The 21,086-nt window shown below is 71.5% G+C and carries 21 protein-coding genes; 9 read left to right on the top strand and 12 right to left on the bottom strand.

Annotated elements, in window-relative coordinates; translation table 11 throughout:
• Positions 1-176 precede the first annotated feature (176 nt).
• From C1J01_RS04370 to C1J01_RS04340, 7 genes are all read right to left on the bottom strand, one after another.
• Positions 177-719: a methyltransferase gene (locus C1J01_RS04370; protein WP_111176221.1), complete on the bottom strand. Its 543-nt coding sequence runs from the start codon at positions 717-719 to the stop codon at positions 177-179.
• Complete coding sequence (locus tag C1J01_RS04365) at positions 716-1,210, bottom strand: methyltransferase family protein (protein ID WP_111176219.1); 495 nt, start codon at positions 1,208-1,210, stop codon at positions 716-718. The genes C1J01_RS04370 and C1J01_RS04365 overlap by 4 nt, the downstream gene beginning before the upstream one ends.
• 115 nt (positions 1,211-1,325) lie before the next feature.
• Entirely contained in the window at positions 1,326-1,832 is a 507-nt protein-coding gene (locus C1J01_RS04360; RefSeq protein WP_111176217.1) for a S1 RNA-binding domain-containing protein, read from the bottom strand.
• Positions 1,825-2,061, bottom strand: coding sequence for a hypothetical protein (locus tag C1J01_RS04355; RefSeq protein WP_111176215.1), 237 nt, complete (start codon positions 2,059-2,061; stop codon positions 1,825-1,827). Before C1J01_RS04355 ends, C1J01_RS04360 begins: the two co-directional genes overlap by 8 nt.
• A gap of 35 nt (positions 2,062-2,096) precedes the next feature.
• Positions 2,097-3,383: a phosphodiester glycosidase family protein gene (locus C1J01_RS04350; protein ID WP_220039725.1), complete on the bottom strand. Its 1,287-nt coding sequence runs from the start codon at positions 3,381-3,383 to the stop codon at positions 2,097-2,099.
• 92 nt (positions 3,384-3,475) lie between these two features.
• Positions 3,476-4,720: a phosphodiester glycosidase family protein gene (locus C1J01_RS04345; protein ID WP_220039724.1), complete on the bottom strand. Its 1,245-nt coding sequence runs from the start codon at positions 4,718-4,720 to the stop codon at positions 3,476-3,478.
• Positions 4,713-5,552, bottom strand: coding sequence for a phosphotransferase (locus C1J01_RS04340; RefSeq protein ID WP_111176213.1), 840 nt, complete (start codon positions 5,550-5,552; stop codon positions 4,713-4,715). The genes C1J01_RS04345 and C1J01_RS04340 overlap by 8 nt, the downstream gene beginning before the upstream one ends.
• A gap of 164 nt (positions 5,553-5,716) precedes the next feature.
• On the opposite strand from C1J01_RS04340, the gene C1J01_RS04335 reads away from it, so the two are divergent.
• Together C1J01_RS04335 and C1J01_RS04330 are read left to right on the top strand one after the other, a co-directional pair.
• Entirely contained in the window at positions 5,717-6,193 is a 477-nt protein-coding gene (locus C1J01_RS04335; RefSeq protein WP_111176211.1) for an NUDIX domain-containing protein, read from the top strand.
• 77 nt (positions 6,194-6,270) lie between these two features.
• Positions 6,271-7,002, top strand: a complete 732-nt coding sequence (locus C1J01_RS04330; RefSeq protein WP_111176209.1) for a DUF7873 family protein — start codon at positions 6,271-6,273, stop codon at positions 7,000-7,002.
• Between the two features lie 400 nt (positions 7,003-7,402).
• On the opposite strand, the gene C1J01_RS04325 is transcribed toward C1J01_RS04330, so the two are convergent.
• The 3 genes from C1J01_RS04325 to C1J01_RS04310 form a co-directional block, all read right to left on the bottom strand.
• Positions 7,403-8,464 (bottom strand): hypothetical protein, encoded by a 1,062-nt coding sequence (locus tag C1J01_RS04325; protein WP_111176207.1) that lies wholly within the window; start codon positions 8,462-8,464, stop codon positions 7,403-7,405.
• Complete coding sequence (locus C1J01_RS04320) at positions 8,458-9,837, bottom strand: S8 family serine peptidase (protein ID WP_111176205.1); 1,380 nt, start codon at positions 9,835-9,837, stop codon at positions 8,458-8,460. The genes C1J01_RS04325 and C1J01_RS04320 overlap by 7 nt, the downstream gene beginning before the upstream one ends.
• A gap of 124 nt (positions 9,838-9,961) precedes the next feature.
• Positions 9,962-10,858, bottom strand: coding sequence for an aldo/keto reductase (locus tag C1J01_RS04310; protein ID WP_235854247.1), 897 nt, complete (start codon positions 10,856-10,858; stop codon positions 9,962-9,964).
• A 185-nt stretch (positions 10,859-11,043) separates the two neighbouring features.
• On the opposite strand from C1J01_RS04310, the gene C1J01_RS04305 reads away from it, so the two are divergent.
• Complete coding sequence (locus C1J01_RS04305) at positions 11,044-11,520, top strand: GNAT family N-acetyltransferase (protein ID WP_111176203.1); 477 nt, start codon at positions 11,044-11,046, stop codon at positions 11,518-11,520.
• A gap of 86 nt (positions 11,521-11,606) precedes the next feature.
• On the opposite strand, the gene C1J01_RS04300 is transcribed toward C1J01_RS04305, so the two are convergent.
• Entirely contained in the window at positions 11,607-11,897 is a 291-nt protein-coding gene (locus C1J01_RS04300; RefSeq protein ID WP_111176201.1) for a hypothetical protein, read from the bottom strand.
• A 201-nt stretch (positions 11,898-12,098) separates the two neighbouring features.
• Between C1J01_RS04300 and C1J01_RS04295 the strand changes: the two genes are divergently transcribed.
• The 6 genes from C1J01_RS04295 (at position 12,099) to C1J01_RS04270 (ending at position 20,503) form a co-directional block, all read left to right on the top strand.
• Entirely contained in the window at positions 12,099-13,409 is a 1,311-nt protein-coding gene (locus C1J01_RS04295; RefSeq protein WP_111176199.1) for an MFS transporter, read from the top strand.
• A 4-nt stretch (positions 13,410-13,413) separates the two neighbouring features.
• Complete coding sequence (locus C1J01_RS04290) at positions 13,414-15,459, top strand: molybdopterin oxidoreductase family protein (protein WP_111176197.1); 2,046 nt, start codon at positions 13,414-13,416, stop codon at positions 15,457-15,459.
• Positions 15,456-16,850: an FAD-dependent oxidoreductase gene (locus C1J01_RS04285; RefSeq protein ID WP_111176195.1), complete on the top strand. Its 1,395-nt coding sequence runs from the start codon at positions 15,456-15,458 to the stop codon at positions 16,848-16,850. Before C1J01_RS04290 ends, C1J01_RS04285 begins: the two co-directional genes overlap by 4 nt.
• The gene (gene nirB, locus C1J01_RS04280; protein WP_111176193.1) at positions 16,847-19,273 is read left to right on the top strand and encodes a nitrite reductase large subunit NirB; all 2,427 of its coding nucleotides are present in this window, start codon (positions 16,847-16,849) and stop codon (positions 19,271-19,273) included. Before C1J01_RS04285 ends, nirB begins: the two co-directional genes overlap by 4 nt.
• Positions 19,270-19,641 carry a nitrite reductase small subunit NirD gene (nirD, locus tag C1J01_RS04275; RefSeq protein WP_111176191.1) on the top strand — a complete coding sequence of 124 codons (372 nt, stop codon included), beginning with the start codon at positions 19,270-19,272 and terminating at the stop codon, positions 19,639-19,641. The genes nirB and nirD overlap by 4 nt, the downstream gene beginning before the upstream one ends.
• A gap of 340 nt (positions 19,642-19,981) precedes the next feature.
• Complete coding sequence (locus C1J01_RS04270) at positions 19,982-20,503, top strand: nuclear transport factor 2 family protein (protein WP_111176189.1); 522 nt, start codon at positions 19,982-19,984, stop codon at positions 20,501-20,503.
• A 128-nt stretch (positions 20,504-20,631) separates the two neighbouring features.
• Here C1J01_RS04270 and C1J01_RS04265 read toward each other — a convergent pair whose 3' ends face one another.
• Positions 20,632-20,868 carry a VOC family protein gene (locus C1J01_RS04265; protein ID WP_111176187.1) on the bottom strand — a complete coding sequence of 79 codons (237 nt, stop codon included), beginning with the start codon at positions 20,866-20,868 and terminating at the stop codon, positions 20,632-20,634.
• Positions 20,869-21,086: the final 218 nt, after the last annotated feature.

Below are 21,086 nucleotides of genomic sequence, written 5' to 3'. Positions count from 1 at the left end.
GCGCGGTACTCGGGCTGCGCGAGCAGCGCCGAGATGGTTCTCCACGTGGTGAAGGGCGTTGTCGTACGGTTTGGCTGCGCGGGTCCAGGCGAATGGCTTGAGGCTGGTCGTTCTGTCGGGGTGTCCGGGAGCGGCTGCCGCGGCCGAAGGCCGGCTGCGACAGCTGGTTCGTCGGGTCAGATGGCTACGAGGTTCTGGATCTGGAACTGGAAGCCGGTCGGGGTGGGGTCGCCTTGGCGGCGCCAGCCCGACGCGGCGTAGAGGGCGTCGAACTCCGCGAGGTCGCGTTCCTGGCCGGGCAGCATGGCGAGCATGTGCATGTCGGCGAGGGGTTCGAACCCGGGGGTGCCGAGGGGGCCGATGATGTTCTCCACGACCAGCGCGCGGGCGCCCGGGCGTGCCGAGGCGCGGCAGTTGCGGAGGATCTTGACGCAGTCCTCGTCGTCCCAGTCGTGCAGGATCGTCTTGAGCAGGTAGAGGTCGGCGGCGGGGACGCTGTCGAAGAAGTCTCCGGTGACGGCGGTGAAGCGGTCACCGAGCCCGTCCTTGTCGCCCGCTTCCTGGGCGCCCGGTGTGGCGTGCGCCAGGTCGAGGCTGATGCCGCGCAGCTCCGGGTGGGCCGCCAGGAGGCCGCGGACCAGCGCGCCACTGCCCCCGCCGACGTCCACCACGAGCGAGATGCCGGTGGTGTCGATGGCGGTGAGCAGGTCCTCGTTCAACGCGCCGACATTCCTGACATGGCGATCGAGAACAGCTGGCCTTCCTCGGGGTGTCGCCCCAGGTAGGTGAAGAAGTCCGTGCCGAGGACGCTCTCGATCTGGGTGCCGCCCTTCCGGACGGCCTCCGGCATGCGTTCCCAGGCTCGCCAGTGCGACGGACCCGTCCAGGTAAGGGCAAGCTCCCGGACCGTGTTCGGCACCCCTTCGCGCAGCAACTCGCTCATCGGCGTCCCGGTGAACCGGCGGTCGCCGACATGGGACACCAGCCCGAGCGAGGCACACGCGCGCAACAGCCGGTAGGTGGCTCGGGGATCGCTCGACTCCCGTGACGCGATCTCCTCCGCGGTCAGCGCGGCTCCGGCAAGGTGGTCGGGGATCGAAAGCTCGACAGCGGTACGGATGATCTGGCTCACCCAATAACCGCTCAACATGCCCAGCAACGTCACCGCAACCGGGGCTTCAGGGGCTGGATTACCCACGGTCTCCGTCATGGAAAAACGCCGTTCTCCTCAAATCAGACATGGAAAAAGTGCGCCCACGCGAGGGCTGCCGCACCGGCAGCCGCTGAGCGTCGTCCGACATCTTCCATCGGCAAGGTGAGGACGGTTACGGCGGGGGTCCCTGTCGGTCGGGTGACGGTGTGAGCCTCAGACGGCGGTGGACCAGGTTGATGTCGGAGATGCGCACCGTCAGGTTCTCGCCTTTGGCCGGCAACCGCCGGTCGGGGAAGTCCGAGACGTGGACGAGTCCCTCGACGCCGTCGGCCACCCTGACGAAGACCCCGAAGGGAACGACCTTGGTCACCAAACCGGTGACCACCATGCCGAGGCGCGTCCTCGCGACCTCCAGCAGCGGGTCGTCCTGGAGGGCCTTCAGCGACAGGATCACCTGGGCACGTTCGAGGTCCACCATGAGGACCTGGCCGACGACCTCCTGCCCGATCCGGACGATCTCCGAGGGATGGTCGAAGCGCCGCCGCGACAACTCGGCCACGCTCACGAAGCCTTCCGCGCCGTCGAGATCGACGAACACCCCGAACCGCTCCACGGAGCACACCCGTCCCCGGCGAACCTGGCCCTGCTCGAACGTGCGCAGCGGATCCAGGTCAGCCATCGAGCGCCGCCCGGTTGCGGAGTGCCATGCCCGTGACGGGGCGCATGGCGCGGCGTTCGCAGTACGGCCGCAGCGGCGGGTCGCACAGCAGGTCGACGGAGTAGAAGCGGCCGGCGGCGGTCAGGACGCGGTCCAGCAGCTCGCCGCCGATCGGCGCGGGCCGGCCCACGAAGAAGCCGTGCAGCCGGCCGGCCGTGATCGTGCTCATGTCGTCGGTGTACCGGATCATGTCCAGCAGTATCCGACGGCAGGAGGCGGCGGGGGTCAGGAGGCGGCGGGCCGGTACGGGGAGTCGATGAAGACGAGGGCGTCGCCGACGGCGCGTTCCGCCGATCCGCTGGGCCTGTTGACCAGGGCGCCCTGGACCGACATGGCGGTGGAGCCGCCGCCGTCGAGGTTGACGGCGTCGTGCAGGCCGAGGGCGTTCGCCACGGCGGCGGTCTCGTCCATCGTGGTGCCGACGCTGCTGGTCAGGCGGCCGTCGATGGTGGCGAGCACGATCTTCTTGTCCTCGGTCGTGCCGGCGATCGTGCGGGGGTTGCGGTCGAAGAAGCTGCCCGAGCCGGGCGGGACGACGACCTGGCCGTCGGCGATGAGGCGGTAGCGGCCGGTCACGCCGTACAGGCCCTTGCGCATGGGGAGCTTGTCGCCGTGCTCGTCGAGCAGGGTGGAGGTCTCCTTGAGGCAGCCGTCCGCGGCCACCTGGAGCAGGGAGGCGGCCTCCTGGCCGGTGGCCTGCAGGGACGTCTGGTCCTGCGCCAGCGTCGTACCGCGGGTGGTCAGCGTGTCCACCACGCAGCCGCGGTCGTCGAGGACGACCTCGACGCCGGGCCCGGACGGGGTGGCGGCGGCGAACTCGGGGGTGAACTTGGCGACGTCGCCGGGGACGGCGCACTGGGTCTGGTCGGCGAGGGCGGCGCACGCGGAGGGGACCACCGGCGGGTGGTTGACGAACTCGAGCGGCAGCGTGGCGTCGGTCCGCTTGTTCCGTACGCTGCCGGACCAGCTCAGCTTGCCCATGATGACGCGGTTGCTCGTGGCGTCCACCACGAAGTTCGCCTCGGCGGGGTCGGTGATGGGCTCGCTGAGCAGCTTCCCGCCGAACAGGCCGAGGCCGACCTGCTCGCCCGGGTACTGCTGGCTGGCGGTGAAGGTGAAGAACGAGGCGTTCACCCCGGCCAGCGCGCCGGACAGGCGTACGAGGTCGGTGGTCTTCTCGGTGCGGGCCAGGTCGGGGCCGTAGGTGGCCTCGAGGTGGCCGCGGGTCCGGCTGGGGTCGATCGTCAGGACGTTGACCACCCAGGGGCCGCGGGTGGTGGTGTTGATCTGGTCGGCCGGGGCGGGATCGGTGCCGCGGACGATGCGGGTCAGCGTGACGCCGTCGGCCAGCGTCCGGGTGGTGCGGGTCTCCGTCAGGTCGGCGTCGCCCAGCGGGAGGGCGGTGTCGGCGTGGGCGGCCGGGACGAGGGCCAGGCCCAGCAGCGCCGTCGCGGCCATCGTCGTGGCCGCCGCGGCGCGCTTCATCCCGCCCAGGAAGGGGGTGTAGATCATGCCCCGAGCTTGATCGGCTCGGGATAACGGCGACTGGTGTGACGACTGTGCTCGAAGTGACGTACGGGTTAAATCACTGACCGCCGAAGGCGTCAGTAGCGGGAGTTCACGAAGACGAGGGCGTCGCCGACGGCGCGTTCGCGTGATCCGCAGGGCTTGTTGACCAGGTCGCCCTTGACCGACATCGTGGCGGAGCCGCCGCCGTCGAGGTTGATCGCGTCGTGCATGCCGAGCGCCCTGGCGACGGCGGCGGTCTCGGCCAGCGTGGTGCCGACGCTGGTGGCCATCCGGCCGTCGATGGTGACGAGCATGATCCTGCCGTCCTCGGCGACGCCGGCGACGGTGCGGGGGTTGCGGCCGTAGAGGCCGCCGGAACCGGGCGGGACCGCGATCTCGCCGTCCGCCAGGAGCCGGTAGCGGCCGGTCACGCCGAACAGCGCGCCGCCCGCCGGCACCTCGTCGCCGTGCTCGTCCACCAGGGTCGAGGTCTCCTCGAGGCAGCCGTCCGCGGCCACCCGCAGCAGGGCCGCCGCGTCGCGGCCGGTGGCCTGGAGGGACGTCTGGTCGTCCGCCAGCTTCCTGCCGCGGGTCCCGAACGTGTCCACCACGCAGCCCTGGTCGTCCAGGACGACCTCCACACCCGGCCCGGACGGGGTGGCGGCGGCGAACTCGGGGTCGAACCGGGCCACGTCACCCGCCGCCCCGCACGCGGTCTGGTCGCCGAGCTCGGCGCACGAGGCCGGCACCACCGGCGGGTGGTTGAGGTACTCCAGCGGCAGCGTGGCGCCGCTCCGCTCGTTCCGCACGCTGCCCGACCAGCCCAGCCGGCCCACGAGGACGCGGTTGGTGTCGGCGTCCACGACGAAGTCGGCCTCGTCGGGGTTGGTGGTGGGCTCGCTGAGCAGCTTCCCGTCGTACAGGCCGAGACCGACCGGCTCGCCGCGGTATTCGGGGTTGGCGGAGAAGGTGAAGAACGAGGCGTTGATCCCGGCCAGCGCGCCGGAGGAGCGGACGAGGTCGGTGGTCGTCTCCGTCCCGGCCAGGTCGGGGCCGTAGGTGGCCCTGAGGTGGCCGCGCGTCTCGCCGGGGTCGATCGTCAGGACGTTGATCACCCAGGGGCCGCGGTTGGTGGTGTTGATCTCGTCGGTCGACGCGCGGCCGGCGCCCCGGACGATGCGGGTCAGCGTGACGCCGTCGGCCAGCGTCTTGGTGGTGCGGGTCTCCGCCAGACCGGCGGCGCCCAAGGGGACGGCGGCGTCGGCGCTCGCGGCCCGGCCGGTCGGCAGGAGGACCAGGCCCAGCAGGGCCGCCGTGGCGCGGATCAGGAGATCACGCACGGGCGGCGTCCTGTTCCAGCCAGGCGACGATGTGCTCCACGTAGCTGTCCACGCCGGCCAGCGGCCTGCCGCCGAGCTCCAGCACGGCGACCAGATGATCGACGCCGAACGTGTCCTCCCAGACGCGGGCGCGGCGGTAGGTCTCGCCGTCGACGGCCCGGCGCAGGGTGTCCCAGCCGTGCCAGCTCATGAAGGCGGCGTCGATCGCCGGGTCGAACAGGTGGGCGCGGTCCCAGTCGAGCACGCCGACCAGCTTGCCGTGCGCGCCCCACAGCACGTTCCCACCGCAGAGATCGCCGTGGACGAGCGCGTCGGGGACCGGCTCCAGCGCGACGGCGGCCTCGAGCCGGCGGCGGCCCTCGGCCCGCCACTTCGCGGGGAAGCGGGGGACGACCTCGTCGGCCAGGATCCGCGCCCAGTCGTGGTCGCGGGCGGCGGGCAGCGCGGCCCGCAGCTCCGGAGTGACGGGCAGCTCGCGCAGGGCCTGGAGCAGCTCGCCGATCCGCGCGGGGTCGCCCTGCCCCTCGGGCAGGCCGGCGCCGTCGAGCCACGACACGGCGACGGCCGCGCGATTCCCGAACGTCCGCACCGGCGTCAACGGCTGGGGGACGGCGAACGGCAGCCCGGCCGCGCCGATCACCCGCAGCAGCTCCGTACGGCGGGGCAGCTCCTCGGCGCCCCTGGGGCGGCGGCTGACCCGCACGGCCGCGACTCCGGGGAGCAGCACGACGTCGTGCATGCCGCCCTTGGCCAGCCGCGCGGTGCCGAGCGCGGCTCCGGGTACGAGCGCGTCGGCGATCTCCAGCAGGTCGCCGGGGACCTGGTCACTCATACGTCGGGGCCACTCTCTCTGCGAACGTGAACGCGGCCGGCAACGGTCGGTCGCCGCCGGAGCGATGTGAGCCAGGCAGATGATAGATGGTTCGAGAACGTACCGTGACCGTCCGTTGGCGCTCTCGTGGCCCCGCCGCCCGGTGGACGCGTAAGGTCGGGAATGTGGGGGATCACGACATGCCGCGGCTCGCCCGGGCCCGAGCCGCCGCCGGGGCGTTGTTCTTCGACGACGAAGGCCGGGTGATGCTCGTGCGGCCGGTCTACAAGCCGGAGCGCGACATCCCGGGCGGCTGCGTCGAGCCCGGTGAGACGCCCTACGAGGCGTGCGTGCGGGAAGTGCGCGAGGAGCTGGGCATCGAGCCGCCGATCGGCCGGCTGCTCGTGGCCGACTGGGCGCCCCACCCGGACCACGGCGACAAGATCCTCTTCGTGTTCGACGGCGGTGAGCTCGACGCGGAGACGCTCGGACGGATCAGGTTCGCCGACGGAGAGCTGAGCGCCTACGACTTCCACCCGGCCGGCGAGCTGGAGGAGCTGCTGGTCGAGCGGATGGCCCGCCGGGTCAAGGCCGCCGTGGTCGCCCGGGAGCTCGGCGAGACGGTCTACCTGGAGCACGGGCGGGCCGTCGCGTCCGGCTAAATGGATTGCGGGTCAACAGGGTGATCGCTGTAGTTTTGCCGTGTTCCACTCGAATCCCTCATGAACGGACCTCGCCTGTGGCGAAGCTGAACCAGATCCTCGCCGTGGAGAAGGGCGTCAAGGCCGGCGGCCAGCGCGCGATCACCGACGCCTACCACGCCATCCAGAAGGCGCCCCTGCTGTCGGGCCTGTCGCGCACGTACCAGCCGATCGACGACGAGGGCGAGCAGCTTCCGCCGGAGTCCACCCGCGTGCAGGTGAAGGCGGAAGAGGTTCTCGCCGACGTGGCCAAGGCCCTGACCAGGCTGTTCGACGTGACCGCGGCCAAGGACTGGACGAACACGGTCGCCAGGGCCGACGTGGTGGTGGACGGCCAGACCCTGCTGCGCGACGTGCCGGTCACGTACCTGCTGTTCCTGGAGAAGCAGCTCGTCGACCTGCACACGTTCGTGGCGAAGCTGCCGACGCTGGACCCGGCCGAGACGTGGACGTTCGACGACAACGCCGAGACGTGGCGGACCGAGCCGGTCAAGACGACCAGGACGAAGAAGGTCCCGCGCAACCATGTGCTCGCCGAGGCGACCGACAAGCACCCGGCGCAGGTCCAGGTCTTCACCGAGGACGTCGTCGTCGGCTACTGGACGAAGACGGCGTTCTCCGGGGCGCTGCCGGCCCGGCGCGTCAACGAGCTGCTCGCCCGGGTGCGGAAGCTGCAGGACGCGGTGAAGTACGCACGCGAGGAGGCCAACGGCACCGAGGCCGAGGAGCGCGAGATCGGCGCGGCCGTGTTCCGTTACCTTTTCGCCTGATTTCGCCTAGCATGAGACTCCCCGTTCGAGCGACGGGGTGCGCGATAGCGCGAAGCTGAAGCTCAGGCTGAAGCTGACGAACGGTGACAGTGGAGGTTCGAATCCTCCCCCGGGCACACGCGCCCGGGTGGCCCAACCGGAAGAGGCAGCCGATCAGACTCAGATTCTCGCTCTAGCCTCAGCATCGACCGTCGAGCGCCAGATCGACCGAGGGCGGGCTGTGATCGTTGAGATGCCGGTTCGAATCCGGCCCGGGGCTCTGCGTGCCCCGGTGGCTCAATGGCAGAGCACACGTCGTCAGGACTGACCTGCCCTCTTAAACGCCGCTGGCGCCATACATGGCGGCACCTTTCAGGCCCCCCGGCTTGGGTAGTCCGGGGGGCCGCTGCCGTCTGGAGGGTTACCTGACTTCGTAGGCCCGGATCACCGTCGAGGTGACCTCGTTGCCGGAGGCGTCCACGGCGTGGCCGCGCAGGGAGACGAAGCCCGGGGCGGAGGGGTTCTTGACGCGGGCGGTCCACGTGCCGGCGTGCCGGGTGAGCGGGGCCTTCTGCCAGGTGGCGCCGTCGTCGTAGGAGAACTCGGCCTCCACCGCGCGGACGTCGCCGGCGGGGCCCTGACTTGTGAGCGTGAGCGGGACGTGCAGGCTCCGGTGCGGCTCGGCGGTGTTGTCCACGCTCAGCTCCGGAGCGAAGCCGACGGCGGTGAGCGGCGGGGTGACGCTCCCGTCGGTGTGCTCGGAGGTGAACTCCAGCACCGTCTCGCGCCGCGTCGACAACCGCAACGCCGGGGACGTCACGCCGTACTCGACGCGGTACCGGCCCGGCGACGGGTCGACGTCGATGCCGACCAGCGCGTCGTCGCGCTCCTCGACCAGCTCGCCGTCACGCAGGAGCGCGAGGTGCCGGCCGCCGTAGTCGACGTCGGCCGAGCCGACGTGGCCCGCGCCGTCCGCGTACCCGCCGAGCCGGAGCACCAGCTCGTCGCCCCGCCGCTCCACGGTCGGGTACGGGGGCAGCGCCGGCGTCATCGGCAGGCCGAACACGGCGCCGTTCCAGCGCTCGGTGGACGTGCTGCCGGCCGGGTAGGCGGTCGCCTCCTGGGCGAGCCGGGTCAGCACGGTGGGCCAGCTCTCCGTCTCCAGGCCCTCGGTGAAGGACGACTGCCAGGAGACGTCGCCCGCGAAGTACTCCGTGCGCGTCGAGGGCAGCGCGACCGGCGGCAGGTCATATCCGGTCGGGTACGACACGCCGGGGACGACCGGGGTGTTGTTCCGCCATCCCAGGGCGCCGGGGACGTTGGCCGCGTACTCGGTCTCGACCTTCGCCACGTCCCTGCCGGTCACGTGGCGGGTGAAACCGGTGGTGTACGACCCGGCGAGGCGCCAGCCGGACTGGTAGACGTACGGGGTGCCGGTGAAGCCGCCCTGGCCGTCCGGCTCGGCGAACAACGCGCTCACCACGGTGGACAGCTCCGGCGTCGCCTGCGACGACTGGTCGGCGGTGCGGTCATCACCGTGGCGACGAAGTAGGTGCCGTACGGGACCCGGAACGTGCCCTCCGGCTCCATCAGGTAGAACGCGTCGTAGTCGGCGTGGTCGGCGATCATGGTGATCGACTGCGCGGCCGGCGCGCCCGTGCGGTCGAGCGTGCTCACCTTCAGGTCCGCGCTCGGCTGCTCGCGGAAGACGCTGAACGGCGTCCGCACGCTGACGCCCTCGGCGCTCGCCACCAGGTTGCCGGAGAAGACGCCGTACGCGCCGCCGGCGGCGCCGACCGAGGTGCGCAGCTCGACGGAGGACTCCCCGCGGGCGGGCACGGTCACGGACTCGGCGCTCAGGGCGAACAGCCCGGACGGCGCCGCGGTGTCCATGGCCAGCTTCAGCGTGACCGGGGCGTCGGAGGTGTTGCGGTACGTCACGGCGCGCACGAGGGTCTCGTCGCTCTGCGGGTACTTCTGGAAGCCGACGTTGACCGTGGCCGGCGCGGCGCTGACCGGCTGCTTCAGCGCGCGCACGATGTCGAGCTCACCGGCGCCCTGGTCGAACACGCCGAAGTCCGGGTTCGGCCGGGCGGCGCCCACGAGCGCCGACTTGCGCTGCTGGGCCGTCCAGTCCGGGTGCGCCTGGGTGAGGATGGCCGCGGCGCCCGCCACGTGGGGGGTGGCCATCGACGTGCCGGTGAAGGAGACGTACGGGTCGCCGGGGGAGCCGGCCTCGCCGGCAGAGCTGCGGGCGGCGACGATGTCGGTGCCCGGGGCGGTGATCTCCGGCTTGACGCCGTAGTCGTCGAGGCGCGGGCCGCGGCTGGAGTAGCTGTCGACCACACCGGTCTTGTCGACCGCGCCGACCGCGAGCGCCGCGTCGGCGGAGGTCGGCGAGCCGATCGACTGCTCGGCGCCGACGTTGCCGGCCGCGACGACGAAGAGGGTGCCGTACTCGGCGCTGAGGTCGTCGACGGCGGCCTCCAGCGGGTCGACGCCGGGGGTGTCGTCGGCGCCGAGGCTCAGGTTGACCACCTGGGCGCCCCACTGGGCGGCCCACTGCATGCCTTCGAGGATCGACGACTCGGGGCAGGCGCCCCGCCCGAGGTAGTTGAAGCAGACCTTGCCGTCCAGCAGGGTCGCGCCGGGCGCGACGCCCTTGTACTTACCGCCGGAGGCCGCGCCGCTGCCGGCGACGGTCGAGGCGACGTGGGTGCCGTGGCCGTTCAGGTCGTCGTCGCCCTCGTAGTCCGGGACGAAGTTCCGGCTCGCGGCCACCTTGCCGGCGAGGTCGGGGTGGGGCACGCCACGCGCATGGAAGAGCGCGGTCTCGTACGGCGCGCGCCCGACCATGCTGACGGCAGAGGCTGCTACCTCGTTCTCACCGGGCACGGCCTGGACACACCCGAGAACGCCGCGCCGGCCCATGTCGTGTCGGTGCGACGTCATTTCCTCGACCGGCTCAGCCGGGAGGATCTCACCGCCCTCGAACGCATCGCCCGAAAAGTGGAGGGGCCCTAGAGCGGGCGCCCGGGATGACCACCGAGACGCCCTCCTGGTCGAGGATCCAGCGCAGGGCGAACTGGGCCATGGTCACGCCCTCGGGCACCAAGGGGGCCAGGCGGCGGACCGCCTCCAGGCCGGTGGCGAAGTCGACGCCCGAGAACGTCTCGCCGACGTCGAACGCCTCCCCGTGCCGGTTGAACGCGCGGTGGTCGTCGGCGGCGAACGTCGTGTGCTCGTCGTACCGGCCCGACAGCAGGCCGCTGGCCAGCGGGACGCGCGCGATGATGCCGACCCCGGCGGCGCGGGCGGCCGGCAGCACCTGCTCCAGCGGCTTGAGGCGGAACGCGTTCAGGATGATCTGCACGGTCGCCACGCCCGGCCGGGCGATCGCCGTCAGGGCCTCGTCGCACGTCTCCACGCTGACGCCGTACGCCGCGATCTTCTTCTCCGACACCAGGGTGTCGAGCGCGTCGTAGACGGCGTCGGTCGAGTAGACCGGCGTCGGCGGGCAGTGCAGCTGGACCAGGTCGAGGGTGTCCACGTCCAGGTTGCGGCGGGAACGTTCGTTCCAGGCGCGGAAGTTGGACATCACGTAGTTGGCAGGGATCTGCTCCATCCGGCGGCCCATCTTGGTGGCCACGGTGAGCCCGGGGTGCTTCTTGGCGAAGCGGCCGACGATCTGCTCGCTGCGCCCGTCGCCGTACACGTCGGCGGTGTCGACGAAGGTGACGCCCGCGTCCACCGCCGCCTGAAGCGTGGCGAACGCGTCGTCCTCGGAGACCTGACCCCAGTCGGCGCCCAGCTGCCAGGCGCCGAGCCCGACCACGCCGACCTCACGCCCGGTGCGTCCCAGCACGCGGTGTTCCATGGTTGTCAACCTTTCTCACATGCGAAGACGTCAAGCAGCACCAGTGTCCCGGATGAGGGTGAGCGGACCACCCCCGGGTGCCCTCGGGCACCGTCCTGCGGCTCGGGCCGAATCCGGCGCGCGCCGGCAGGCCCCGGGGCGATCGCACACGAAAGCGCACTTCAGCGGACAGTACGCTGTTGGCCATGATTCGTCCTGCCGTGCCTGCCGACGTGCCTCAAATCCTCAGCATGATCCACGAGCTCGCCACGTACGAGAAGGCCGCCCACGAGGTGCGCGTGACCGAGGAGCAGCTGCGCGACACCCTCTTCCGCGACCATCCGGCCGCCTTCGCGCACATGGCCGAGCAGGACGGCGAGACGGTCGGGTTCGCGCTGTGGTTCCTGACCTACTCGACCTGGCGCGGCGTGCACGGCATCTACCTGGAGGACCTGTACGTACGCCCGCAGCACCGCGGCGGCGGCCACGGCGTCGCCCTGATGAAGCGGCTCGCGGAGATCTGCGCCGAACGCGGCTACCAGCGGCTGGAATGGTCGGTCCTCGACTGGAACGAGCCGTCGATCCGGTTCTACGAGAAGCTCGGCGCGGTCGACCAGGACGACTGGCGCAGATACCGGCTGACCGACGAGCCCCTGCTGCGCCTGGCCGGCCGCCGCGACTGACTCCCCGGCGGGCTCGCGCGGACGACCGGCCCCGGACACGCGTCACGCAGGTCACGTACGGTGACGTGGCCTGCGTGACCTGGACGTTAAATGCCGGCGCGGGTCGGGGCGCGGCCCGCTTCGGCCTGTTCGAACATGCCCATGCCGGGCTCTTCGAGGTCGCGGTGCGTCTCCTCCATGCGCAGGGCGAGGCCCATCGCCATGAACGTGGGCGCCCACTCGCCGATGAAGATCCCCCACCGGTCGGCGCGGTCCAGGCCCGCCTGCTCGGTGTTCTTGGACATGAGCCAGGTCGCGAACGACAGTCCGATCGACGCGATGCCGGCCATGTACATGTGGGTGGACTTCACACCCATCTGGTGCAGCTTCTTGATCATGTTCCCCCCTTGCTCTGACACCTGTTACCCGAGGGGACCTGCGCTAACCGATCATTTCCGGCATGTTTCCTGCGTGACGGTTGTGCGGGACTTGTTACCACGGTGAATCACCCGTAACCGACGCACAGCCACGCAGGGTCAGAGTGCGTAACGAGCGCTTCCTAGCTTGGGGATCCCGGACGCCGAGCGTAGGAGAGGTCGATGGCGCGCTGGATCGCCGACTGGCACCCCGATGACCCAGCCTTCTGGGAGAGTTCAGGCAAGCGCGTGGCCCGGCGCAACCTGATCTTCTCTATCCTGGCCGAGCACCTCGGCTTCACCGTGTGGACGTTGTGGAGCATCGTGGCGACCCGGCTGGGATCGTACGAGTTCTCCACCGACCAGCTCTTCTGGCTCGTCGCGCTGCCCAACCTGATCGGTTCGGTGCTGCGGGTGCCGTACACGTTCGGGCCGGCGCGGTTCGGCGGGCGCAACTTCACCGTGGCCAGCGCGCTGCTGCTGCTGATCCCGGCGGTGCTGCTCGGGGTGGCGGTCAACGAGCCGGGGACGCCGTACTGGATGTTCCTGGTGATCGCGGCGCTGGCGGGGGTCGGCGGCGGCAACTTCGCCTCCAGCATGGCGAACATCACCTACTTCTACCCCCGCCACAAGCAGGGCGTCGCGCTGGGGCTGAACGCTGCCGGCGGCAACATCGGCGTCAGCTCCGTCCAGCTCGTCATGCCGCTGGTGATCGGCTCGCTCGGGCTGGCCGCCGCCGGGTGGTTCTGGATCCCGTTCATCGTCGTGGCGGCCGTGTGCGCCTGGGCGTTCATGGACAACCTGACCAGTGCCAAGGCGAACCCGCGCGAGCAGCTCGCGGTGGCGGGCAAGGCCCAGACCTGGATCATGTCGTTCCTCTACATCGGCACGTTCGGCTCGTTCATCGGCTACTCCACCGCGTTCCCGCTGCTGAGCCAGAGCCTCTTCCCGGACGCGCCGTACGCCGCGGTGGCCTTCGCCGGGCCGCTCATCGGGTCGCTGATCCGGCCGGTCGGCGGCTGGCTGGCCGACCGGCTCGGCGGCGCGCCCGTCACGTTGTGGAACTTCGCCGCGATGGGCGGCGGCGTGCTGCTGGTCTGGCTCGCGGCGGGGTCGGGCAACTTCTGGCTGTTCTTCCTGGCCTTCCAGGTCCTGTTCCTCACCTCCGGCATCGGCAACGGCTCGACGTACCGGATGATCCCGGCCATCTTCCAGGCCAAGGCCGTCGCCGAGCGCGGCGAGGGCGAGGAGGCCCTCATGTACGGCAAACGCCAGGCCTCGGCCGCCATCGGCATCATCTCGGCCGTCGGAGCGCTCGGCGGGTTCCTCATCAACCGGGCGTTCGGCATGTCGTTCGCCGCGGCCGGCACCCCCGGCCCGGCCTTCCTCGCCTTCTGCGCCTTCTACGCCTGCTGCTTCGCCCTGACCTGGTGGTGCTACACCCGCAAGGTCGGCGCCAGGGTCGTGGCCAGCCTCGCCTACGCCAGGGTCTGATCGGATGAGCGAGCCGGTGAAGACGCACTGCCCGTACTGCGCCCTGCAGTGTGGCATGGAGATAGGCACAGGGATCGGCCCGGGGAGCGGCACAGGGCTGGTGATCACTCCCAGGACCGACATCCCGGCCAACGCCTCGGGCGCGCTGTGCCAGAAGGGGTGGACGGCGGGCGAGCTGCTCACCAACGGCGAGCGCCTGACCACGCCCCTCCTGCACGGCGAGCCCGTCGCCTGGGACGTCGCGCTGGACTACGTGGCCGACCGGGTCTCCGCACTCCGTGCCGAGCACGGCCCCGACGCCGTGGCCGTGTTCGGCGGCGGCGGGCTGACCAACGAGAAGGCGTACGCGCTGGGCAAGTTCGCCAGGGTCGCGCTCGGCACCAGCCAGATCGACTACAACGGCCGCTTCTGCATGTCCTCGGCCGCCGCCGCCTCGATCAGGGCGTTCGGCATGGACCGCGGCATGCCGTTCCCCATCACGGACCTCGCCGAGGCGGACGTCGTGCTGCTGGCCGGCGGGAACGTCGCCGAGACGATGCCGCCGTTCGTCCGCCACCTGTCGGGGCCGCGGCTGATCGTCGTCGACCCGCGGCGCACCCCGACGGCCAAGATGGCCTGGCTGCACCTGCAGCCCGCGCCCGGCACCGACCTGGCCCTGGCCCTCGGCCTGCTGCACCTCGCCGTCGCCGAGGACCTGGTGGACGAGGCGTACGTCGCCGCCAGGACCACCGGGTTCGAGGAGGTGCGCACGTCGCTGGCCTCCTGGTGGCCCGAGCGGGTCGAGCGGATCACCGGCGTGCCCGTCCACCGGATGCGGCAGGCGGCCCGAGCCCTGGCCGCCGCGGGCAACGCGTACGTCCTGACCGGGCGCGGCGCCGAGCAGCACGCCAAGGGCACCGACACGGTGACCGCGTTCATCAACCTGGCCCTCGCGCTCGGCCTGCCCGGCACCCACGGCTCCGGGTACGGCTGCGTGACCGGGCAGGGCAACGGGCAGGGCGGCCGGGAGCACGGGCAGAAGGCCGACCAGCTCCCCGGCTACCGCAAGATCGACGACCCGGCGGCCCGCGAGCACGTAGCCGGCGTCTGGGGGATCGCGGCCGAGGACATCCCTGGGCCGGGGCGGTCGGCGTACGAGCTGCTCGACGCCCTCGGCACCCCGGAAGGGCCGAAGGCGCTGCTGCTGTTCGGGTCGAACCCGATCGTCTCGGCCCCCGGCTCCGACCGCGTGGCCGCCCGCATCGGCGCCCTCGACCTGCTGGTGGCCTGCGACGTCGTCATGTCGGAGACCGCCGTGCTGGCCGACGTGGTCTTCCCCGTCACCCAGTGGGCCGAGGAGACCGGCACCATGACGAACCTCGAAGGCCGCGTCCTGCTGCGCCGCCGCGCCGTCGCGCCGCCCCCGGGCGTGCGCAGCGACCTGGACGTCATCGCCGGGCTCGCCGAACGGCTCGGCCACCGCTTCGCGACCGACCCCGGCGAGGTCTTCGACGAGCTGCGCCGCGCCGGCGCGGGCGGCCCCGCCGACTACTCCGGCATCACCTACGAGCGGATCGCGGACGAGACCGGCGTCTTCTGGCCGTGCCCGTCGCCGGAGCACCCCGGCACGCCCCGGCCGTTCCTCGACTCCTTCGCCACCCCGGACGGCCGCGCCCGGTTCGTACCGGTGCAGCACCGGCCGGCGGACGAGGAGCCCGACGACGACTACCCCGTCCACCTGAGCACCGGCCGGGTGCTCGCCCACTACCAGAGCGGCGCCCAGACGCGCAGGATCGAGCCGCTCGTCCGGGCCGCGCCCGAGCCGTACATCGAGCTCCATCCGGACCTCGCCGAACACCTCGACATCGCCGCCGGCGACGTCGTGCGCGTCACCAGCAGGAGGGGCGAGACCAAGGCCGTGGCCAGGATCAGCGACGCCATCAGGCGCGACACCGTGTTCATGCCCTTCCACTGGGAGGGCGCCAACCGGCTCACCAACCCGGCACTCGACCCCACGTCGCGGATGCCGGAGTTCAAGGTGTGCGCGGTCAGGGTGGAGAGGTTGTCATGAGACTCGTCGTCGTGGGCAACGGAATGGCCGGATCCCGGCTGGTCAGCGAGGTGCGTGCCCGGGACCCGCACATCAGGATCACCGTGTTCGGCGCGGAGTCGTGCCGGCCGTACAACCGGGTGCTGCTGTCGAACGTGCTGGCCGGCGGCTCCAGGCCCGAGCAGGTGCGCCTCCTCGACGCCTCCTGGTACGACGCCAACCGCGTCACCGCCGTCTTCGGCAGCGCGGTCGCGCACATCGACCGCGAGACCCGGCACGTCGTCACCGAGGACGGCCGGCGCGAGCCGTACGACCTGCTGGTGCTGGCCACCGGCAGCGACGCGATCGTGCCGCCGATCCCGGGCGTGGAGCGGGCCATCCCGTTCCGCACGCTCGACGACTGCGAACGCATCCTGGGGGCGGCGGAGAAGGCCCGTCAGTCCGTGGTCATCGGCGGCGGGCTGCTCGGCGTCGAAGCGGCCCGCGGCCTGGCCGGGCGCGGCCTGCCCGTCACGCTGCTGCACCTGGCCGGACACCTCATGGAACGCCAGCTCGACGTCGAGGCGGGCGAGGTGCTCGGCGAGACGCTGGCCGGGCTCGGCATCCAGACCCGCACCGGCGTCAGCGCCGCCGGCGTGGACGACGACGGCGTCCGGCTCGACACCGGCGAGCTGGTCGAGGCCGACCTCGTCGTGCTGGCCTGCGGGGTGCGCCCCGTCACGAACCTCGCCGCCGAGGCCGGGCTGGAGGTCCGCCGCGGCGTCGTCGTGGACGACGAGCTGCGTACCGACGACCCGTCGATCTTCGCGATCGGGGAGTGCGCCGAGCACGACGGCACCGTCTACGGCCTGGTCGCGCCCGCCTGGGAGCAGGCCGCCGTGGCCGCCGACGTCATCACCGGAGGCAAGGCCCTCTACCGCGGCTCCCGCCTGGTCACCCGCCTGAAGGCCAAGAGCGTCGAACTGGCCGCGATGGGCGAGACCCAGCTCGGTGAGGAGCACGCCGAGGTGGTGCGCTTCAGCCACCGGGCCCGCGGCACCTACCGCAAGCTCGTCATCCGCGACGGCCGCCTGGTCGGCGCGATCCTGCTGGGCGAGAGCGACGCCGTCGGCACGCTCACCCAGCTCTTCGACCGCGGCGCGCCGGTGCCGGGCGACCGCGCCGGGCTGCTGTTCCCCGGGCTCGGGTCGGCGCCGGTGACCGACAGCCCGACGCTGATGCCGGACGCGGCCAAGGTCTGCCACTGCAACAACGTGACCAAGGGCCAGATCAGGGCGTGCTGGGAGGCCGGCGCGCGCGACGTGGCCGGGGTGGCCGCCGCCACCCGGGCCACGACCGGCTGCGGCACCTGCCGCGACGCGGTGGAGGGCATTGTCGGATGGCTCTGCGAGCAGGAGGGAATCTCGGTATGAGGATCGTCGTCGTGGGGTACGGGCCGGCGGCTCACCGGTTCGTCGAGACGCTCGCCGGCAAGGGGTTCGACGGGCGGGTCACCGTCATCGGGGAGGAGCCGCGCCCGGCGTACGACCGGGTGCACCTGACGTCCTACCTGTCGGGCACGAGCGCCGACGAGCTCACGTACGCGGTGCCCGGCGGGATCGTGACGCGGCTCGCCACCCGGGTCACCGCCGTCGACCGGGAGGCCAGGCACGTCGTCACCGCCGACGGCGGGGCCGAGCCGTACGACGTGCTCGTGCTGGCCACCGGGTCGGCGCCGTTCGTGCCGCCGGTGCCGGGGGCCGAGCACGCCTTCGTCTACCGCACCATCGAGGACCTCGACGCCATCCGCGCGGCCGCCAAGGACGCCGTGGAGGGCGTCGTGGTCGGCGGCGGGCTGCTCGGGCTGGAGGCCGCCGACGCGCTGCGGGCGCTCGGGCTCAAGGCGCACATCGTCGAGATGAGCCCCTGGCTGATGCCCCGCCAGGTGGACGAGGGCGGCGGCTCGGTGCTCAAGGGGCACATCGAGTCCCTCGGGCTGGGCGTGCACGCCGGCTCGGGCGTCCAGGAGGTCGTCACCGGCCCGGACGGCCGCGTCGCCGGGCTGCGCAAGCCCGACGGCACGCTGCTGGAGGCGCAGGTCGTGGTCTTCTCCGCGGGCATCAGGCCGCGCGACGAGCTGGCCAGGGCGTGCGGGCTGGACGTGGGCGAGCGGGGCGGCATCGTGGTCGACTCCGCGATGCGCACCTCCGACCCGTCCGTCTACGCAGTCGGCGAGTGCGCGCTGGCCGGCGGCATGGTCTACGGGCTGGTCGGGCCGTGCAACACGATGGCCGAGGTCGCGGCCGATCGGATCATGGGCGGCACGGCGGCCTTCGAGGGCGCCGACATGTCCACGAAGCTCAAGCTGCTCGGCGTCGAGGTGGCGCAGTTCGGGGCGATGGACGGGGCGCTCGACGTCACCTACATGGACCCCGTGGGCGGCGTGTACAAGAAGTTGTTCATCAGCGACGACGCGCGCACGCTGCTCGGCGGCATCTGCGTCGGCGACGCCTCGCCGTACACGGCGCTGCGGCCGTTCGTGGGCAAGGAGCTGCCGGCCGCGCCGTCGGACCTGCTGTTCAGCGGGGCGGGCGCCACCCTCGACCTGCCCGACGAGGCGCAGGTCTGCTCCTGCAACAACGTGTGCGCGGGCGACATCCGCACCGCCATCGCCGACCAGGGCGTCACCGACGTGCCCGGCATCAAGGGCTGCACCCGCGCCGGCACGACCTGCGGCAGCTGCGTGCCGATGCTCAAGCAGCTGCTGGAGAAGTCGGGCGTCGAGGTCAGCAAGGCGTTGTGCGAGCACTTCGCGTACTCGCGGGCCGAGCTGTTCGACATCGTACGGGTGCGCGGCATCACGACGTTCTCCGAGCTCATCGCCGAGCACGGGCAGGGCCGCGGCTGCGACATCTGCAAGCCGGCCGTCGCCTCGATCCTCGCCTCGCTGCACAACGGGCACGTGCTCGACGGCGAGCGCGCCGCCCTCCAGGACACCAACGACGCCTTCCTGGCCAACATCCAGAAGAACGGCACGTACTCGGTCGTGCCGCGCATCCCCGGCGGCGAGATCACGCCCGAGAAGCTCATCGTGATCGGCGAGGTTGCCCGCGACTTCGGCCTCTACACGAAGATCACCGGCGGGCAGCGCATCGACCTGTTCGGCGCCCGGATCGAGCAGCTGCCGGAGATCTGGCGGCGGCTGGTCGAGGCCGGGTTCGAGTCGGGGCACGCCTACGGCAAGGCGCTGCGCACGGTGAAGTCGTGCGTCGGCTCCACCTGGTGCCGCTACGGCGTGCAGGACTCGGTCGGCATGGCCATCGCCCTGGAGCTGCGCTACCGGGGGCTGCGCTCGCCGCACAAGCTCAAGTCGGCCGTCTCCGGCTGCGCCCGCGAGTGCGCCGAGGCCCGCTCGAAGGACTTCGGCATCATCGCCACCGAGCAGGGCTGGAACCTGTACGTCGGCGGCAACGGCGGCTTCAAACCCCGCCACGCCGACCTGCTGGCCAAGGACCTGAGCACCGAGGAGCTGATCAGGACCATCGACCGGTTCCTGATGTTCTACATCCGCACCGCCGACCGGCTGCAGCGCACCGCCGCGTGGCTGGAGTCGCTCGACGGCGGCCTCGACTACCTGCGGGAGGTCATCATGGAGGACTCGCTCGGCATCTGCGCCGACCTCGACGCGCAGATGGAGCACCACGTCGCCACGTACGCCGACGAGTGGCGGGCCACGCTGGACGACCCCGAGAAGCTGGGCAGGTTCGTCAGCTTCGTCAACGCGCCCGGCGTGCCCGACCCGTCGATCGTGTTCGCCAGCGAGCGCGGCCAGATCAAGCCGGTGATGGCCCGATGAGCTGGACCCGGATCTGCGCCTACGACGCGCTGGCGCCCGAGCGGGGGGTCTGCGCCCTCGTGGACGGCGTGCAGGTCGCCGTCTTCCGCACCTACGACGGCGACCTGCACGCGCTCGACAACCTCGACCCGTTCAGTGGCGCGTACGTGCTCTCGCGCGGCATCGTCGGCACCAGGAAGGGCGAGCCGACGGTCGCCTCGCCGCTGCACAAGCAGGTCTTCTCCCTGGTCACCGGGCGATGCCTGGACGAGGAGGGCGTGTCGGTGCCCGTCCACGCCGTACGGGTGAGGGACGGGCTAGTGGAGGTGAACGTGCGGCGACCGGCGGGTTTCTTTGAAGAGCTGCGCGCGGTGGCGGCGGCGGGTTAGGCTCGGGCGCGTCCCTACACCGGGTCCGTCTCCAGCGGGGGATAGACGTGCGGGCCGCGGTGGGCCGCGGGAAGCACGCAACGCCGTCCGGAATCCACGCTTTCGCAGCGTTCGGCGTCTTCGCGGTTGGGGAGTGGCTCGGAGTTCGGCTGGGTTCGCGGCACTGGATGGACGGTATCCCCGCGACCATGATCGCCGGTCTCGGTTGCGCAACGATCGAAGCTCTGAACGGTCTCGCCAATTTCAGTAAGCCGTGATGGTGAGTACTGGCGAGTAAAGGCGTTGTGCGAAGTGCCTAAACCGGGCATTCGTAGCGGACTGGTGCGGGCATCAAGCGGCCATGAGCAAGAACTCTCAGCGCAGGGCACTCCTGCTGGCCGCGATAGTCCCCGCCCTCCTCGTCGCGGGTTGCTCCGCGGGGACCACGCAGGCGATGCAAGGAGCCGCGAGCCCACCCGCGCCCACCGAGATGGAATCGCCCGGCATGTCGCCGGACATGTCGCCGACGGACCAGGCCCCGGCGACGGATCCCCGTACGGCCATCCAGAACTACTTCAACGCCCTGAAGTCCGGAAACGTCGACCAAATCGTCGATTCCTTCTCCGACGACGCGGTCGTCGCCTGGAACGGCGAGCCGACGGCCGAGGGCACCCAGGCCATCCGCCGGCTGTACCAGGAGCAGGCGCAGGGCCAGGAAGGCGCCACGCACACCATCGACGAGGCGCGTACGGCCGGCCAGGAGAACGCCGTCGTCCGCGCGACGAGCAAGCAGGACGACGAGACCCACCGGGAGCTGTTCGTGCTCACTCGGGACGGCGAAGAGTGGAAGATCTCGGAGCTCATGACCAACCAGCAGTCCTGATCGCTCTTTCCGGGGCGGTGCGCCTCGGGCGGCCGGTGGCCGGGACCGGCGCCGGCGGTCGGAAAAAGGCGGGAGAGCGGTTTCTGCTCTCCCGCTTTTCTTTTGCCTGGATATATGGCAGGCGTCAATTATTTGGCGCCGGGAATGCGGGGGTGGATACGGCGCTGGTCGACCAGCGCGAGATAGACGGCGAAAGCGCCTCTGGCCCACATTTCTGCCTGGGAGAGGGACAGCCTGATCTCCTCGCCCTCATGCGAGACGATCAGGTATCCACCGGGCGGCGTCCGCCGCCAGGCGACCACGATGCTCTCGTACACCAGCACATCCAGCATCGCGGTCAGGTGGTCATGTCCGGCGGCGGGCACGGCGCAGGCCTCCTCGCTCCTCGCCGAATTCTCGCCCTCGCCTCCATTGTGCGCGCCACGCCGCCGAACGGCGCGCCATCCGGCCGAACCGGCTGGAACCTCGGGAGCGCCTGCGGTGTAACACCACCGGAGGTGGTCCCATGAGGGCGATTCTGGTCGTGCTGGCCGTTCTGTCAGGGGTGTTCGCCGGTACGGGCTCGGCGGCGGCGTCGGGCGGG

Origin of the sequence: Nonomuraea aridisoli, from assembly GCF_003236395.1 — a bacterium.
In the GTDB taxonomy this organism is placed as follows: Bacteria; Actinomycetota; Actinomycetes; order Streptosporangiales; family Streptosporangiaceae; genus Nonomuraea; species Nonomuraea aridisoli.
Note: the sequence above shows the minus strand (reverse complement) of the source record. Positions and strands in the feature narration are given on the sequence as shown.